The 16316-nt window shown below is 72.3% G+C and carries 13 protein-coding genes; 5 read left to right on the plus strand and 8 right to left on the minus strand.

All coding sequences use genetic code 11. The features are described from left to right. A partial coding sequence (locus tag FV229_RS18610; RefSeq protein ID WP_147753389.1) for a helix-turn-helix domain-containing protein occupies nucleotides 1-750 on the plus strand: 750 nt, incomplete at its 5' end. A 94-nt stretch (nucleotides 751-844) separates the two neighbouring features. Here the strand turns inward: FV229_RS18610 and FV229_RS18615 are convergent. Continuing rightward, nucleotides 845-1897 carry a CoA ester lyase gene (locus FV229_RS18615; protein WP_147753390.1) on the minus strand — a complete coding sequence of 351 codons (1053 nt, stop codon included), beginning with the start codon at nucleotides 1895-1897 and terminating at the stop codon, nucleotides 845-847. A 214-nt stretch (nucleotides 1898-2111) separates the two neighbouring features. Between FV229_RS18615 and FV229_RS18620 the strand changes: the two genes are divergently transcribed. After that, nucleotides 2112-3404, plus strand: a complete 1293-nt coding sequence (locus tag FV229_RS18620) for a patatin-like phospholipase family protein (protein WP_147753391.1) — start codon at nucleotides 2112-2114, stop codon at nucleotides 3402-3404. Between the two features lie 139 nt (nucleotides 3405-3543). Here FV229_RS18620 and mfd read toward each other — a convergent pair whose 3' ends face one another. The 3 genes from mfd to recG form a co-directional block, all read right to left on the minus strand. After that, on the minus strand, nucleotides 3544-7158 hold the full coding sequence (gene mfd, locus FV229_RS18625; RefSeq protein WP_147753392.1) for a transcription-repair coupling factor: 3615 nt from the start codon (nucleotides 7156-7158) through the stop codon (nucleotides 3544-3546). Between the two features lie 391 nt (nucleotides 7159-7549). Continuing rightward, nucleotides 7550-8767 (minus strand): FAD-dependent monooxygenase, encoded by a 1218-nt coding sequence (locus FV229_RS18630; protein WP_147753393.1) that lies wholly within the window; start codon nucleotides 8765-8767, stop codon nucleotides 7550-7552. Nucleotides 8768-8886: 119 nt separating this feature from the next. After that, nucleotides 8887-11043, minus strand: a complete 2157-nt coding sequence (recG, locus tag FV229_RS18635) for an ATP-dependent DNA helicase RecG (RefSeq protein WP_147753394.1) — start codon at nucleotides 11041-11043, stop codon at nucleotides 8887-8889. Between the two features lie 254 nt (nucleotides 11044-11297). Between recG and FV229_RS18640 the strand changes: the two genes are divergently transcribed. Beyond that, nucleotides 11298-11648 carry a 4-fold beta flower protein gene (locus FV229_RS18640; RefSeq protein ID WP_147753395.1) on the plus strand — a complete coding sequence of 117 codons (351 nt, stop codon included), beginning with the start codon at nucleotides 11298-11300 and terminating at the stop codon, nucleotides 11646-11648. Nucleotides 11649-11708: 60 nt separating this feature from the next. After that, nucleotides 11709-12005, plus strand: a complete 297-nt coding sequence (locus tag FV229_RS18645) for a succinate dehydrogenase assembly factor 2 (RefSeq protein ID WP_147753396.1) — start codon at nucleotides 11709-11711, stop codon at nucleotides 12003-12005. Between the two features lie 29 nt (nucleotides 12006-12034). On the opposite strand, the gene FV229_RS18650 is transcribed toward FV229_RS18645, so the two are convergent. Both FV229_RS18650 and FV229_RS18655 read right to left on the minus strand, forming a co-directional pair. Beyond that, nucleotides 12035-12379 carry a hypothetical protein gene (locus tag FV229_RS18650; protein WP_147753397.1) on the minus strand — a complete coding sequence of 115 codons (345 nt, stop codon included), beginning with the start codon at nucleotides 12377-12379 and terminating at the stop codon, nucleotides 12035-12037. 316 nt (nucleotides 12380-12695) lie between these two features. Next, entirely contained in the window at nucleotides 12696-14054 is a 1359-nt protein-coding gene (locus tag FV229_RS18655) for an AMP-binding protein (protein WP_147753398.1), read from the minus strand. A gap of 314 nt (nucleotides 14055-14368) precedes the next feature. On the opposite strand from FV229_RS18655, the gene FV229_RS18660 reads away from it, so the two are divergent. Beyond that, nucleotides 14369-15130 (plus strand): invasion associated locus B family protein, encoded by a 762-nt coding sequence (locus FV229_RS18660; RefSeq protein ID WP_147753399.1) that lies wholly within the window; start codon nucleotides 14369-14371, stop codon nucleotides 15128-15130. Nucleotides 15131-15307: 177 nt separating this feature from the next. Here the strand turns inward: FV229_RS18660 and FV229_RS18665 are convergent, their stop codons facing one another. Both FV229_RS18665 and FV229_RS18670 read right to left on the minus strand, forming a co-directional pair. Next, nucleotides 15308-15739, minus strand: coding sequence for a DoxX family protein (locus FV229_RS18665; protein ID WP_147753400.1), 432 nt, complete (start codon nucleotides 15737-15739; stop codon nucleotides 15308-15310). Continuing rightward, a partial coding sequence (locus FV229_RS18670; protein ID WP_147753401.1) for an aminotransferase class IV occupies nucleotides 15736-16316 on the minus strand: 581 nt, incomplete at its 5' end. The genes FV229_RS18665 and FV229_RS18670, both read right to left, overlap by 4 nt.

Consider the following 16316-nt stretch of genomic DNA (forward strand, 5'->3'; position numbering starts at 1 on the left):
CCCCTCGACACGCTGATCGTGGCCGGCGGCCCCGGCGTCGTCGCGGCCTGCGCCGACGCGGACCTCATCGACTGGATGCGGGCGCGGGCGGCGCGGGCGCGCCGGGTCGCCTCGGTCTGCACCGGCGCCTTCCTGCTCGGGGCCGCGGGGCTCCTCGACGGGCGCCGGGCGGCAACGCACTGGGCCTATTGCGCGCGGCTCGCGAAACGCTATCCGCTGGCACGCGTCGAGCCGGACCCGATCTTCGTGCAGGACGGCCCGGTCTGGTCCTCGGCGGGGATCACCGCGGGCATCGACCTGGCGCTGGCGCTGGTGGAACAGGACCTCGGCCGCCCCCTGGCGCTCGGGGTCGCGCGCCATCTCGTGATGTTCCTCAAGCGGCCGGGCGGGCAGGCGCAGTTCAGCGCGGCGCTCGCGCTCCAGGCCGGCGACGACCGCTTCGACGCCCTCCATGCCTGGATCCGGGAGAACCTGGCCGGCGACCTCTCGCTGCCGGCGCTCGCGGCGGCGGCGGGCATGAGCGAGCGCAGCCTCGGGCGCCACTACCGTTCGGCGACCGGGCTGACGCCGGCCAAGGGGGTCGAGCGGCTGCGGGTGGAGGCGGCGCAGCGGGCGTTGTCCGAGACGCGGCGCCCGGTGAAGCGCATCGCGCAGGCCTGCGGCTTCGGTTCGGAGGAAACGATGCGCCGCAGCTTCCTGCGGCTCGTCGCTACGCTGCCGCAGGATTACCGCACCCGGTTCGGATCGTGACGGCGCCCACCAGGCCTCATGGGTGAACCGATGAGGTCCGGCGGAGAGCCGCCGCGCCGCCGAAGCGGTGGCCGGGCTCGGGCGGCGCCCGGGATCAGCCGAGCTTGTAGACCGCGGCCAGCTCCGGGTCCTTGGCCGCCACGAGCTTGGCCAGGTCGACGATGACCTTGGCCTGCTTCCAGGTGGCGTCGTCCTGCATCTTGCCGTCGAGCATCACCGCGCCGGTGCCGTCGGGCATCGCCGCGACGATGCGGGCGGCGAAGGCCACCTCGTCCGGATCGGGGGCGAAGACGCGCTTGGCGATGGCGACCTGGTTCGGGTGCAGCGTCCAGGCGCCGGCGCAGCCCATGAGGAAGGCGTTGCGGAACTGGACCTCGCAGGCCGGGCCGTCGGAGAAGTCGCCGAACGGGCCGTAGAAGGCCTTGATGCCGTTGGCCATGCAGGCGTCGACCATTTTCGCGATGGTGTAGTGCCAGAGATCCTGCTGCGCGCTGGCGCGGGCGACGCCCTCAGCCGTCGGGTCGGCGATCACCCGGTATTCCGGATGGCCGCCGCCGACGCGGGTGGTCTTCATGCCGCGGGACGCCGCCAGGTCGGCGGGGCCGAGGCTCATTCCGTGCATGCGGGGCGACGCGCAGGCGATGGCGTCGACGTTTGCGACGCCTTCGGCCGTCTCGAGGATCGCGTGGATCAGGATCGGCTTCGTCACGCCGTGGCGCGCCTCGAGCTGGGCGAGGAGCTGGTCGACGTAGTGGATGTCCCACGGGCCCTCGACCTTGGGGATCATCACCACGTCGAGCTTCGAGCCGACTTCGGCCACGAGCTCGAACAGGTCGTCGAGAAACCACGGCGAGTTCAACGCATTGATGCGGCTCCACAGCCCGGTGCCGGTCGCCGCGAAGTCGGTCGCCTGCGCCATCTGGACGAAGCCCTTCCGGGCCGCCTCCTTCTGGTCCATCGGCACCGCGTCCTCCAGGTTGCCGAGCACGACGTCGACGGTCGGCGCGAGCTCCGGCACGCGGGCGCGGACCTTGTCGTTGTGGGGCGGCACGAAGTGGATCATCCGCTCCAGCCGCACCGGCAGCTCGCGGAAGGGCTCGGGCGCGCCGGCGGCGAGCGGCTGGAAGAAGCGGCGCGGCAGTTTCATGTCAAAACCTCGTTGCGGGTCGGCGTGACCGAGCGGTTCGTCCGGTTAGTGCAAGCACCGGCCCGGCGTAAAGCGATCCGCGCGGCTCGGATCATGGTGCGCTGCCGCACGACGGGCACTCTGGGCGCGGCGGTTACGCCCCATATCGGGAACGCGACGGACGGCGCGGCGTTTTTCGAACCGAGGTGGGTCAATCGATATCGGGAATCGGGCTATGCCCACATCCAAGACGCGTCGGATCGCCCTCTGCGCGACAGTCCTCGCTCTCGGGATCGGTGCGCCCGATCTGTCCTTCGCCGGATCGGACACGGCCAAGCGGGCCGAGCGCACGGTCTTCACCCCGGGCGAAATCGCCACGGCGCGTCCCGCCGCCCTGAAGGGTCCCCTGCGCATCGCCGGCGACGACCCCCAGGCCTTCCAGGCGCTGATCGACCAGGCGTCCGCGGCCGCCGACCCATGGCTCGTCCTCTCCGGCGGCGGCGAGAACGGCGCATTCGCGGCCGGACTGCTCTCCGGCTGGACCGCCAGCGGCCGCCGCCCGGCCTTCGGCGTCATCACCGGCGTCTCGACGGGGGCCCTGATCGCGCCCTTCGCCTTCATCGGCGCCGCCGGCGACGCGGCCCTGCGCGAGGCCTACACCACGGTCTCGGCGGCGGACGTGTTCGAGTTCGGCGGCTCCAACGAGGCCCTGACCGACACCTGGCCGCTCAAGCGCCGGATCGAGAAGGCGGTGACGCCGCGCCTGTTGAAGGCGATCGCGGCCGAGCACGCCAAGGGCCGCCGCCTGCTGGTCGCCACCACCGAGCTCGACACCGAGCGCCCGGTGCTGTGGGACATGGGCGCCATCGCCACGGTCGGCGACGACAAGGCGCTGAACCTGTTCCGCGCGATCGTGCTGGCCTCGTCCGCGGTGCCCGGCGTGTTCCCGCCGGTCTCGATCGATTCGGCCACCGCAGATGGCAAGACGATCCAGGAGATGCACGTGGACGGCGGCACCACGGCGCCGTTCTTCCTGGCGCCGAAGCCGGCGCTTATCGCCGCGCTGACAGGCTCGGGCGGGGTGAAGATCCCGGCCCGGACGGTCTACCTCGTGGTCAACAACAAGCTCGCGCCGTACTTCCAGATGGCGACGCACACCACGCTCTCGGTGCTCGGGCGGGCGATGTCGGCGGCGATCAAGGCGCAGACGCTCGACGCCCTCGCGATTGCCGACGCCTTCGCCCGCCGCGAATCCCTCGACCTGAAGGTCGCCGAGATCGACGACCGCTTCACCGAGACATCGCCGGCCCCGTTCGACCAGCGCTACATGAAGGCGTTGTTCGCGCATGCCGAGACGCTGGGCCGAGCCGGCACGGCCTTCGAAGGCTCGGAAGCGATGGCCGGCGCTCCGTCGAACCCGCCGACGGGTGCGCTCGGCGCCGTGCATGCGAAGGCCCCGCATCCCGCCGAGATGCCGCGCCTGGACGCATCGCGTCCGGACGCGTCCCAGGCCCTGGCGACGCGCTGAGCGGCGCGAGAGCAGTTTCGGTGATCTCTGGATCACCGAAACTGCTCTATCTTGTTGTGCGATCAGGTTATCTTCACGCGAGACGGCATCCACCTCGCTCGAAAATGCTCTAGCCCGCCTCCCGCCGAGCGGGAGGCGGTCACGCCGCCTTCTTCTTCCCCCCGCGCTCGGCGATCCCTGCGAGCGCCCGCACCACCTGCGTCGCGGTCTTGAGCCGGGCCGGGATCGAGTCGAGGTCGCGGATGAACACCACGCTCATGTCCGGACGCACCTTGGCGAACGAGGCCTGCTCGGCGACGTAGGCGACGAGCCCCTGCGGGTTCGCGAACGACTTGTCGCGGAAGTGGACGACGACGCCCTTGGGGCCGGCCTCGACCTTGGCGATGTTGGCGGCCAGGCACAGGATCTTGATCGTGACGATCTTGAGCAGCTGCTCCACCTCCGGCGGCAGCGGCCCGAAGCGGTCGATGAGCTCGGCGCCGAACGCCTCCATCTCGGCGTCGTTCTCCAGGGTCGAGAGCCGGCGGTAGAGCGCGAGCCGCACGCCGAGGTCCTCGACGTAGGTCTCGGGGATCGTGACGGGGGCGCCGAGCGCGATGGTCGGCGACCACGCCTCCTCCACCGGCTCCTCGTAGCCGGCCTTGAGCGCGGTGACCGCGTCCTCCAGCATCTGCTGGTAGAGCTCGTAGCCGACCTCCTTGATGTGGCCGGACTGCGCGTCGCCGAGCAGGTTGCCGGCGCCGCGGATGTCGAGGTCGTGGGAGGCCAGCTGGAAGCCGGCGCCGAGCGTGTCGAGGGTCTGCAGCACGTTGAGGCGCTGCTCGGCCTGGGCGCTCAGCGTGCGGTTGGCCGGCGTCGTGAACAGGGCGTAGGCGCGGGCCTTGGAGCGGCCGACGCGGCCGCGCAGCTGATACAGCTGGGCCAGGCCGAACATGTCGGCCCGGTGCACGATCAGCGTGTTGGCGGTGGGGATGTCGAGGCCCGATTCGACGATCGTGGTCGAGAGCAGCACGTCGTACTTGCCCTCGTAGAACGCGGTCATCACGTCCTCGAGCTGGCCCGCCGCCATCTGCCCGTGCGCCACCGCGACCGTGGTCTCGGGCATCTCGGTGTCGAGGAAGCGCTTCACCTCGGCGAGGTCCTCGATCCGCGGCACCACGTAGAACGACTGCCCGCCGCGGTAGCGCTCGCGCAGCAGCGCCTCGCGGATGGTCAACGGATCGAACGGCGTCACGAAGGTGCGCACCGCCAGGCGGTCGACCGGGGGCGTGGCGATGATCGAGAGGTCGCGCACGCCCGTCATCGCCAGCTGCAGGGTCCGCGGGATCGGGGTGGCCGAGAGCGTCAGCACGTGCACGTCCGCCTGCAGCGCCTTCAGGCGCTCCTTGTGGCTGACGCCGAAGTGCTGCTCCTCGTCGACGATGATCAGGCCGAGGTCCTTGAAGGCGATGGTCTTGGCGAGCACCGCATGGGTGCCGACGACGATGTCGACGGTGCCCGCCGCGATCCCCGCACGGTTCTGCTTCATCTCGGCGGCGCCGACGAAGCGCGAGAGCTGCGCCACCTGGATCGGCAGGCCCTTGAAGCGCTCGGCGAAGGTGCGGAAGTGCTGGCGGGCGAGCAGGGTGGTCGGCACCACCACCGCCACCTGCCGCCCCGAGATCGAGGCGGCGAAGGCGGCGCGCAACGCCACCTCGGTCTTGCCGAAGCCGACGTCGCCGCAGACGAGCCGGTCCATCGGGCGGCCCTCGTTCAGGTCCGAGAGCACCGCCTCGATGGCGTTGGCCTGGTCCTCGGTCTCCTCGAAGGCGAAGCGGGCGGCGAACTCGCCGTAGAGCCCCTCCGGCGGCACCAGCCGCGGCGCCTGCCGCACGAAGCGCTGGGCTGCGACCTTGATGAGTTCGCCGGCCATCTCGAGGATGCGCTTCTTCATCCGCGCCTTGCGCGCCTGCCAGCCGGCGCCGCCGAGGCGGTCCAGCGCGACCTCCGAATCCTCGGAGCCGTAGCGGGTCAGAAGCTCGATGTTCTCCACCGGCAGCAGCAGCAGGCCGGTGGCGTATTGCAGCTCCAGGCAATCGTGCGGGGCGCCCGCCGCCGTCACCGTCTTCAGGCCGACGAACCGGCCGATGCCGTGGTCGGCATGCACCACGAGGTCGCCGGGCTGGAGCGCCTGCACCTCCAGGATGACGTCCTGCGGCCGCTTGGACTTGCGCTTCTGGCGCACGAGCCGGTCGCCGAGGATGTCGCCCTCCGAGACCACGGCGAGCTGGCCCGTCGTGAAGCCGGATTCGAGGCCCCAGACCGCGACCGCCACGTCGGTGCCGCGCTTCAACGCGTAGACGTCCGAGAGGCGCGAGATCGCCATCGGTTTCTTCAGGCCGTGGTCGGCGAGCACGCCGCAGAGGCGGTCGCGCGAGCCCTCGGACCAGGATCCCAGGATCACGTAGTGACCGGATCCCTGCAGGTCCTTCACGTGCGCCACCGCCGCGTCGAAGACGCTCGTCGCCTCGCTGGCGCGCTCGGCCGCGAAGGTGCGGCCGGGCTCGGCGCCGCAATCGATGGCCGGGCCGTCGGCCCCGCCATCGGGCACCGCGAACGGCGTCAGCCGGGCGACCGAGCAGGCCGCGATCCGGTCGCGCAGCTCGTTCTGGGTGAGGTAGAGGGCGCGCGGCGGCAGCGGCTTGTAGGGCGCGACGCCCGATTGCGGGGTCTTGCGCGCCTGCTCGCGAGCCTGGAAGTAGTCCTGGATCAAGGCCAGCCGCTCGGAGGCCGCGTCCTCGATCTGCGGCTCGAACACCATCGGCACCCCGGCGACGTAGTCGAACAGGGTGTCGAGGCCGTCGTAGAACAGGGGCATCCAATGCTCGAGGCCAGCGTAGCGCCGGCCCTCGCTCACGGTCTCGTAGAGGCGGTCGTCGCGGGTCGCGGCGCCGAAGTTGGCGATGTAGCCCTGGCGGAAGCGCCGGATGGTCTCGGTGGTGAGCTGGACCTCGCTCATCGGCACGAGGTCGAGGGAGCGGAGCTGCCCGACGGTGCGCTGCGTCTCCGGATCGAAGGCGCGGATCGATTCCAGGGTGTCGCCGAAGAAGTCGAGGCGGATCGGGTTCGGGAGTCCCGGCGGCGACAGGTCGAGGATGCCGCCGCGCACGGCGTATTCGCCCGTGTCCCGCACCGTCCCCGTGCGCAGGAAGCCGTTGGCCTCGACCCAGGCCACGACCTTGTCCATCGAGACGACGTTGCCGATCGCCACCGAGAAGGTCTCCACGGCGATGCGCTTCATCGGCGGCACGCGCTGGATCAGGGCGTTGACCGTGGTGCAGACGATGCGGGGCGCGGCCTCGGAGGAGCGCGTGCGCGTCAGCCGCGAGAAGGCGGTCATGCGCTGCGCCGCCGTGGCGCCGTTGGGCGAGACCCGGTCGTAGGGCTGGCAATCCCAGGCCGGCACGCTCATCGCCTCGATCTCGGGGGCGACGAACTTCAGCGCGTTGACGAAGGCCGCCGAGCGCCCGGAATCGCGGGCGACGTGGACCAGCACCGCCGGCCCCTCGAAGCCGGCGCTCAAGGCCCGGGCGAGGTCGGCCACCACCAGGGCGTCGAACCCGTCCGGGACGCCGGCGAGCGTCGGGCTCTCGCCACGGGCGAACGCGTCGCGAATCCGCGCCAGCGGCCCGGACTTCGGAAGCGCGAAGCGCGCCGTCTGGACCTTCGGCGCGGGGGCCGGAGGTGCGGGCGTCTTGGATCCAGGCTTGGCCATCGTGTGTCTGTTCGTCGTCGGATCGGGCGGGCAGGCGATGCCCGGATGGCGGGAGGTGGAGCCCGCGAGACGGGGTGTATAGACCGGAAGGCAGGGTGTCAGGTGGCAGCCGCCGGGCGATGCGGCCCGGGATGGTCCGGTTGGGCCGAGGTGCTCGGTGAGCACCCGGCGACAACCCGCTCGATGGACTGCGTTTTTTCGATTGAGCTCACCGGGCGCGGTCGTTGTTGGGCCAGCACGGTGAGTTGCTGAGGGTCCGGTTCGGCACGCGCATGCCGGTATCGACCAAGCGCGCGGCCAAAGACGAGCGCAGCAGGTTCTCGCGCCGGCAGCCCTTGATGCGCGACCTGAACCGCCGGCCCCAACCTTCAGTACAAAAAAGATTTTTCATTCAACGCGAAGCCCGCATCTGCTCCGGGGCGCCGAGCCGCGGCAGGACGCCCTCGCGCATCACGGCGCGGCGCAGCGGGCCGATCGCGCTCATCGCGAGCAGGCCGACGCCGCGCAACGCGTCGACGGGCATGAGGTCGGCGAGCAGGCTGCGGTTGAGGGTGTCGACTGCAGTCGATCGCAACGCCGCGTCGAGGCGCCGGGCGCGGGCGAAGCCGGCCAACGCCGCGCGCGAGCCCGGATCGCGGTGCTCGCGGACCGCGCCGAGCACCGCGTCGCGGAGGGCGGCGGCATCCCGCAACCCGAGGTTCAGCCCTTGCGCGCCGATCGGCGGGAAGACGTGGGCGGCCTCGCCGACCAGGGCGAGGCGGTGGGCCGTCGGGGTCGCCACGGAGAGGCCGCGCATCGGCACGAGGCCGCGGGGTCCGTCGACCCGCATCGTCCCGAGCATGCCCTGCGCCTGGGCGGTGACCGCCTCGGCGAGGGCTGCGTCGTCGAGGGCGGAGAGGCGGCGCGCGACGCCCTCGGCCGCGACCCACACGAGGCTGGAGCGGTTGTTGGGCAGCGGCACCAGGGTGAAGGGGCCGCCGCGGGTGTGGAACTCGGTCGAGACATTGCCGTGCGGGCGGTCGTGCGCGAGGATCGTCGTGATCGCGGATTGCGGGTACGACCAGTCCCGCACCCGGATGCGGCTGGCCGTCCGCAGGGGCGACCGGCCTCCGTCCGCGGCCACCACGATCCGGGCCGAGACCCGACCGCCATCAACAAGGCGAACCTCGGAAAATTCTTCGCCCGCAACGGCTTCCGCCGCGTCGCTCTCGAACAGCGTGAGGTGTTCGGTCGCCCGCGCCTGCCGGCGCAGGGCTTCGACCAGGAGACGGCTCTCGACGTTCCAGCCGAACGCGTCGAGGCCGATCTCGCCGGCATGGAAGCGCGCCGGCGGCGGGCGGAAGAGGCTTCCGGTGTCGTCGATGATCTGAAGCGTCGCCAGCGGGCCGGCCTGCGGGGCGATGCCCGCCCAGGCGCCCAACGCGTCGAGGAAGCGCACGGAGCCGTCGAGCAGGGCGACGGTGCGCCCGTCCGCCACGGGTGCATGGCGCCCGACCAGCGCCGTCGGGATGCCGTCGCGGGCGAGCGCCAGCGCAGCGCTAAGCCCGGCGGCCCCGGCGCCGACGACCGCGACGGCGAAAACTCGGTCCTCTCGGGGCGGCTGGGGCACGGGCGAACAATCCTCAGGGCGGGCCGGCGATCCGGCAGGGAGGATCTAGGGCGATTCCGCATTCCTGTCGCCGGTGCTGCGGCAACCCGCGCCGGCTCGACGCGTCGGCGAAACGATCGTCAGCCGGCCCCGAGCAGCCGGATCGCGGCGTCGCGCTCGAACAGGTAGAGCAGCACCCGCAGGGCTTGGCCGCGCTCCGTCCGCAGGGCCGGGTCGCGCTCGACGATCAGCCGCGCGTCGTCGCGGGCGACCTCCAGCAGGGCGCCGTCGCTCTCCAGGCGGGCCAGCCGAAAGGCTGCGACGCCGGATTGGCGGGTACCCAGCACCTCCCCCTCGCCGCGGAGACGCAAGTCGGCCTCGGCGATGCGAAACCCGTCCTCGCTCTCGCGCATCATCTCGAGGCGGGCCTTCGACACCTGGCCGAGCGGCCCGCGATAGAGCAGCAGGCAGGACGAGGCCTTCGAGCCGCGCCCGACCCGGCCGCGCAGCTGGTGCAGCTGGGCCAGCCCGAAGCGCTCGGCATGCTCGATCACCATGATCGTCGCCTCCGGCACGTCGACGCCGACCTCGACCACGGTGGTGGAGACCAGCACCTTGGTCTCGCCCGCGGCGAAGCGGGCCATCGCCGCATCCTTGTCGGCGCCGGGCATCTTGCCGTGGATCAGCCCGACCTCGGCGCCGAAATGCTGCTTCAGGTCCTCGAAGCGCTCCTCGGCCGCGGCGAGGTCGACGAACTCGGATTCGGCCACCAGCGGGCAGATCCAGTAGACGCGCTCGCCGCCCTGGAGCGCGCGATGAAGCCCGGCCACGACCTCGTCGATGCGCTCGGTCGGGATGGTGATCGTGCGGATCGGCTGGCGGCCGGCCGGCTTCTCGTCGAGGATCGAGACGTCCATGTCGCCGAAGCAGGTCAGGGCCAGCGTCCGCGGGATCGGGGTCGCGGTCATGACGAGGATGTCCACCGCCGCGCCCTTGGCCCCGAGCGCGAGGCGCTGGTGGACGCCGAACCGGTGCTGCTCGTCCACCACCGCCAGCCCGAGATCGGAGAACACCACGCTGTCCTGGAACAGCGCGTGGGTGCCGACCAGAATGTCGATCTCGCCGGCGGCGAGGTCGGTGAGCGTCGCCCGGCGCTCGGCGGCGCGGTCGCGGCCGGTCATCAGGCGCAGGCGGAGGGCGCCCGCCAGCGGCTTCAAGCGCTCGAAGTGCTGGCGCGCCAGGATCTCGGTCGGCGCCATCAAGGCCGCCTGCCGGCCGGCCTCGCAGGCCGAGGCCATGGCGAGCAGCGCCACCGCGGTCTTGCCCGAGCCGACGTCGCCCTGGAGCAGGCGCAGCATCCGCTTGTCGGAGGCCAGATCCCCGCGGATCTCGGCGACGGCCCGCGTCTGCGCGCCGGTGAGAGCGAAGGGTAGGCCGGCCTCGATCCGGGCGGAGAGGCGGCCGTCGCCGGCGTTGACCCGCCCGGGCTTGCGGCGGCTGCGCGCGCGCATCAGCGCGAGGGCGAGCTGCGAGGCCAAAAGCTCGTCGTAGGCCAGCCGTTTTCGCGACGGCGTCGCGGGCGGGGGGATGGCGACGCCGTTGGCGCCCAACGTCGGGGCTTTCGGCGCTTCCTCGGGCCGGTGCTCGGCGCGCAGCGCGTCGGCGAAGGGCGGCAACCGGTTTTGCTGCAGCCAGGCGGGGTCCTGCCATTCGGGCAGCACCGGCAGCCGCTCCAGGGCGGCGACCGCGAGCTTGCCGATCGCCCGCGAGGTCAACCCTTCCGTGGCGCCGTAGACCGGCTCGACGGAGGGCAGGGCGGCCAGGCCCTCCGCGTCGACGATGCGCGACGGATGCACCATCTGGCGGCTGCCGTCCCAGAGGTCGATGCGGCCGGTGACGTAGCGGTGGCTGCCCAGGGGCAGCATCTTCTCGACGCGCGCTGCCGGCATCCCGAAGAACACCAGGGTGATGTCGCCGGTCTCGTCCTCGACCAGCACCCGGTGCGGGCGCTTGCCCGGCCCGGTCCCGGCCGGCCGGTGGAGGGAGACGGTGACGCCGACGGTGACCGGCTCGCCGACCGGAGCCTCGCCGACCGAGCCGACGAGCTTCTGCGCGATGCCGCCCTGGGGCAGGTGGAACAGCAGGTCGACGATGCGGGCCGGCCGCTCGGGCGTGCCGAGCAGCCGCTCGATCATCGGCGCCATCTTCGCGCCGACGCCCGGCAGCCCGCGCACGGGCGCGAACAGCGGGTCGAGGATGCTGGGGCGCAGGAGCGCCGGGGGTGTCTCGTCGCGCATCGACACTTCGCTCGTCCCGCCCATCCTGCCGCTCGTGCGGGCCATCCTGCCCGGCGGGTCGTCAATATCCCGTGCCGTCCGCCCCGTCGCGCGGCCGCTCGACGCTGGCGCGCGACGGGAACGCCCGGCATCCCGTGATCATCGGATCGCAGGATCCTCGGCACGACGACGCGCGATCGGCTGGCAGGCCGGCCGCGACGGCTTAGATACGTCGAAGGTGGCGCTTCGCGCGGCCGGGGGCGGGAGCTGAGGCGATGATCGAGTTCTTTGACCGCGAGGGGCGTCCCGCCGCGTTCTGCGACGACGGCCGGGCGATCTACCACTGGGACGGCCGCCCGGCGGCGATCATCGACGACGACAAGGTCTTCGCCTATTCAGGCCGCTTCGTCGGCTGGTTCTCCGACGGGTGGATCAGCGACGCGCACGGGCACCGGGTGCTGTTCGAGTTCGATGCGGTCGGCGGCCCGGCCAAGCCGGAACGCGGCCCCAGGGTCTCCAAAGGCCAGCGCGGACAGAAGCCGCCGCCGGGCCCGCGCGATCGCGCCCCCGCCCCGCCCGGGCCGTCCGCGTCGTGGTCCGAGACCGCCTTCGCAGGATTGGTCTGACCATCATCGTCCCGTGATCCACGGATCACGGGTTGTCTCCTTCGACCCGAGGCTAGAACCATGTCCGGCACCACCCGCACCAGCGCGGATCTCGATCCCCGCCGCCGCCGCACGCTGTTTCGCGCCTGGCACCGGGGCATCCGCGAGATGGACCTGATCATGGGACGCTTCGCCGACGCCGAGATCGGCGTCATGAGCGACGCGGACCTCGACCTGTTCGAGGCGCTGATCGAGGTGCCCGACCGCGACCTGTTCCGCTGGCTCGTCGGCGAGGAGCCGGCGCCCGCGAACTACGACACGACGCTGTTCCGTCGGCTCAAGGCCTTCCACAAGCACGACGCGCCGATCCACTCGTGACGGATCGGCGCCGCGGCTGAGCGCTCTGACTAGAGGTCGGGCTCGTTGACGACGTAGGGGCCGATGCGGCTCATCAGGTCGACGGGAGCGCCGGCGCGGCGCGCGTTCTCGCCGTCGATCACCAAGACAGGGATGCCCTGGTCGCGCACTTGAGCCCGGAGCCGTGCAGCGAGGCGGGCGTAGCCCGAGTCGCGGCGTGACGAGGTCTGGAGCAGGATCGCGGCGGGACGGGCGATCACCGCCAGCACGTCCGCCGCCGCCTCGAGGGAGACGGTGACGCTGGCATAGCCGAGCTCGGCCAGCTCTCCGGCCAGCGAGTGATCGACAGCACGGACGCCGTCGTCGACGACGAGCACTTGTTGCAGCGCACCCATAGACCGAGAGCTACCCCATCGCTGACGAGTTGGGAAGAGAGCTGAGCTTTAAACCCACCGCAGACGGTTTGGTTCGCCGGCACCGTTTGTTGATGCGAAAATAAACCCGTCCGATGAGCGTGCGATGAACTGCGCGGCCGGGAACGCCGCGCGCGCCGGGGATGCGGGTGCGGACGAGCGTCCAACGCCTTCGAGACTTTGGGTTTTCGGTGCGATCCCGGGCGGCCCGTCAGGCGGCGCGATCAGGAGATCGGACGGGCGGGGACGCGCCGCAGCCCGGCCGAATGGCGCGGCGCGGGGTCGGGGGCGCGGCCGCTCAGGCCTCCGTCACCGCCATCCCGGTTCCGGCAAAGCGATCGGCCCGGAAGCGCGAGGCGCGAAAGCTTCCGGCCTCGGTCGCGTCCACCTCGCCGCGCTGCACCCGAGTCGTCGCGCAGGCCTGGCCGCGGAAGGCGAGGCGGCCGTCGGGGTCGCGGCGCAGGTCGAACAGGGCAGGGGGCAGGGCGAGGCGGGCGGGCTCCGCGAGCACCGAGGCGAGATCCGACGTGGGACCGCTCGACCCGGAGCGCCTGACCGACAGCACCGCATCCTCGTCGAAGGCCAGCACGTCGAGGACCGGCGATCCCGCGGCCCGATCCGCCGCGTGCGGAGGCACCGACCCTGGGGCGCGACGGGCCAGGACCACGGAGCGCGTCGCCGAGGGCAGGGCGTCGAGGGCCTGCTCCAGGAAGGCCGGGGCGACGAGATGGGTCGGGCGCGGCTGCGCCAGGTTCTCGATCAGGGCCGGCCCGTCGAAGACCGGCATCGTCTCGAGGTCGACGCCCGCGGCGAGCGCCGCACCGAGCCCGGTGACGAGCCCGCGCAGGTCGGAGGGCGGCAGCAGGGTGAGGATTCGGTCGCCGGGTTCGATCCGGGCCGACACGAGATGCGCGGCGATCGCCGCGAGCAGCGCGTCTCCGGTGCGGTGGACCGGCCGGGCCGGATCGCCGGCAGCGAAGCTGACGAGGCCGCCGCCGGTCTCGGGCAAGGGCGCGGTCCCGCCGGCGCGATCGAGGGCCAGCGCATCGAGGTTGATCACGCCGTCGGGGACGGCCGGCCCGAAGGCCGCGAGGTAGCGCAGGCCGAAATAGCCGGCCGCGATCCGGCACAGGGCCTCCGCCGGGCGGTTCGCGCCGACCTGGGTCTGGGTCAGCACCGCGGAGAGGCCGGCCGCCTGGATGCCGGCGGCGGCCTGCGCCTCGGTCCAGGACGGGGGGAGGAGGCAGGGGACGTGGCCGGCCGCCTCGACGGCCAAGTGGGCGACGAGGCCTTCGGTGCTTCCGGGGAACCACAGGCCGATCCGGCTTCCCGGCGCCAGCCGCCAGGTCCGCAGCGCCCGGGCGAGGCGCCCGATGATCTCGGCGGCCGTCCCGTAGGTCCACGCCATCGGCGGCCTGCCGCTCCAGCCGCGCTTGGGCGCGGCGTCGGCGAAGGCGAGGCGGCCGGGATCGAGGCGGGCGGTTCCGGCCAGCAGCGCGCACAGGCCCGCCCGCGGCAGGATCACCTCCGGGACGATCTCCGAAGCGACCTCCGGGACGACCTGGGACCGCACCGCACCGCGGGTGGCCGGTCCCCATCCGACGGTCGACGGCTCGATGGAGGGCTGCGCCGCGCTCACGGGGTTCTCGAACTCCATCCGAAGGTCGGCGTGCATCCCGCATGACGACTGGCCATCGATGCCGGTTTAGGGTTAACCCGCGCCTAAGGACGGCCCGCGGATTCGCGGTTCGTGGGCGCGCCGGTCGCGGGTACCGCGCCGGGCGACGTCGCGGGCGTCCTGGCAGGTGTCATGCCTTCGCCGCATTCGGCGGGGAATGCAGGCCGCCCGATCGCCCGGGACCAGCGCGGCGCCCCCTGTCGGGACCGGTCGCCCCGCTATCCCGCACCGCGTCACGTTTTTCCCGTCACGACGTCCTCCTCCAATCGACGAACTTCAAAGGGTCTGAGCCGATGTCCTTCGCCAAAAGCCCGGCGCACCTGATGCGCGCCGCCGCGTTCCTTGCGCTCGCCGGCCTTGCCGGGCCCGCCCTCGCCCAGCCGAAGAAGGCGCCGCCCGCCCCCGCGGCCCCCGCGCCGACGGCGCCGGCACCGGGCCAGAGCACGCCGGCGGCCAACACCGCGGCGCAGACCGGCCCGCAGACCGTGACCGTGAAGTCCGAGCCGAGCCAGGCCGACTGGACCAAGGTCTGCGGCAAGGACGGCGGCTCGGGCACCGACATCTGCTACACCACCCGCGACTTCGTCTCCGACCAGGGCCAGCCGGTCCTCGCGGTCGCCGTGTATGAGATGAAGAACCCGGCCACGAAGCAGGAGGTGCGCGTGGTGCGCTACCTGCTGCCGCTCGGCCTGCTGCTGCAGCCCGGCATCCGCTTCACCGTCGACGGCCAGCAGGGCACCGCCGGCAAGTTCGCCGTCTGCTTCCCCAACGGCTGCTTCGCCGAGGCCGGCGGCGTCGACGCCGGCGTCGTCGCCGCGATGAAGAAGGGCACCACGCTCAACGTCTCGGTGCAGAACCAGACCCAGCGCGAGGTGACCTTCGCCGTGCCGCTCGCCGGCTTCGGCAAGGCCTTCGACGGCCCGGCCATGGACCCGAAGGTGCTCGAGGAGCAGCAGAAGAAGTTGCAGTCGGAGCTCGAGAAGCGCAGCGAGGACATGCGCAAGAAGCTCGAGCAGCCCGGCGCGGCCGGCGCCGCGCCGGCCCCCAAGCCCTGATCCGCGACCGCCGATCCCGCCCTCGGGATCGGCGCACCGACAGGCCCGGCGCTCCGAAGCGCCGGGCTTTTTTCATGCGTCGGGCGTCCTCGCCGACCGGCCCGTGATCCCAGGATCCCGGATCGTTGCATCACCGGATCCTGGGATCACGCGATCCTGGTCTCTCGGAGGCTAGGGTCAGCGCCGCGCGCCGCCGAACGGCCAGTCGATCGCGCCGCCGGCATACAGTCCCACCCAGATCAGCACCGGTTGGAACGCCAGGCGGGGCCCGTGATACCACCAGGAATCCGGCAGCGGCGGCACGACGATCCCTTCGATCGCCTGCTTGACGTTGGCCGGCCAGACGCAGAGCGCGTAGAGCGCGAGCCCGATCCCGGCAGCCCGGCGCCAAGTTGGGCTCGTCAGCGCCAGGGCGCTGGCGATCTCGCAGAGGCCGGTGCCGAGGATGACGAGGCGCGGCTCCGGCACCCAGGCCGGCATGATCGGCATCAAGGTGTCGGGGGAGGCGAGGTGCACCGCGCCGACGAGGCCGTAGAGGCCGACGAGGCCCCGCCGCAGCCAGACCCGCCCGGGACCGTCGGGCGCGTGCGTCGTCCGAGCCCCCGTCATGTCGCCCCGATCGAGACGTCGTTCGGGGACACGCCGCACTCCGCAGCGACGCGGTCGCGCAGGGCCGCCATCAGCCGCATCAGTAGGGAATGGTCGCGGGCGTAGCCGGTGTCGCCGCCGCCAGAATCGCCGATCGCCGTGACCGGCGCGATCAGCCGCAGCGAGTTGGTCACGAACACCGCGTCGGCGCGGCGCAGCTCGGAGAGCGTGATGGAGCGCTCCTCGCAGGCGAGCCCGCAGGCCGGCGCGAGCTGCGCGATCACCACGGCGCGGACGATGCCGGCCAGCACTCCATCAGTGAGCGGCGGCGTGACCAGGCGCTGGCCGAACAGCGCGAAGACGTTGCCGGTGCCGGCGCAGGCGAGCGCCTGCCGAGTGTTGCTGAACAGGGCCTCGTCGAAGCCGGCGGCGCGGGCGTCCCGCGCGGCGAGGATCGCGTCGCCGTAGCCCAGCGCCTTCAGCTGCGCGAGGGGCGACGTCTCGTTCCGGGCGATGGCCGTGGGCCAGAGCCGCAGCGGCGCGAACGCGATGCCGGGGTCGCCGGCCGCCGCGGTCGCAAACAGCGTCGGGTGCGGGT

Source organism: Methylobacterium sp. WL120 (assembly GCF_008039465.1).
Taxonomy (GTDB): domain Bacteria; phylum Pseudomonadota; class Alphaproteobacteria; order Rhizobiales; family Beijerinckiaceae; genus Methylobacterium; species Methylobacterium cerastii.

What these genes read in the sequence shown, in the direction of transcription:
- mfd (WP_147753392.1), bottom strand. Translation starts at nt 7,158, where the DNA reads ATGGCCAAGCCTGGATCCAAGACGCCCGCACCTCCGGCCCCCGCGCCG.
- recG (WP_147753394.1), bottom strand. Translation starts at nt 11,043, where the DNA reads ATGCGCGACGAGACACCCCCGGCGCTCCTGCGCCCCAGCATCCTCGAC.
- FV229_RS18665 (WP_147753400.1), bottom strand. Translation starts at nt 15,739, where the DNA reads ATGACGGGGGCTCGGACGACGCACGCGCCCGACGGTCCCGGGCGGGTC.
- FV229_RS18645 (WP_147753396.1), top strand. Translation starts at nt 11,709, where the DNA reads ATGTCCGGCACCACCCGCACCAGCGCGGATCTCGATCCCCGCCGCCGC.
- FV229_RS18650 (WP_147753397.1), bottom strand. Translation starts at nt 12,379, where the DNA reads ATGGGTGCGCTGCAACAAGTGCTCGTCGTCGACGACGGCGTCCGTGCT.
- FV229_RS18660 (WP_147753399.1), top strand. Translation starts at nt 14,369, where the DNA reads ATGTCCTTCGCCAAAAGCCCGGCGCACCTGATGCGCGCCGCCGCGTTC.
- FV229_RS18620 (WP_147753391.1), top strand. Translation starts at nt 2,112, where the DNA reads ATGCCCACATCCAAGACGCGTCGGATCGCCCTCTGCGCGACAGTCCTC.
- FV229_RS18640 (WP_147753395.1), top strand. Translation starts at nt 11,298, where the DNA reads ATGATCGAGTTCTTTGACCGCGAGGGGCGTCCCGCCGCGTTCTGCGAC.
- FV229_RS18655 (WP_147753398.1), bottom strand. Translation starts at nt 14,054, where the DNA reads ATGGAGTTCGAGAACCCCGTGAGCGCGGCGCAGCCCTCCATCGAGCCG.
- FV229_RS18615 (WP_147753390.1), bottom strand. Translation starts at nt 1,897, where the DNA reads ATGAAACTGCCGCGCCGCTTCTTCCAGCCGCTCGCCGCCGGCGCGCCC.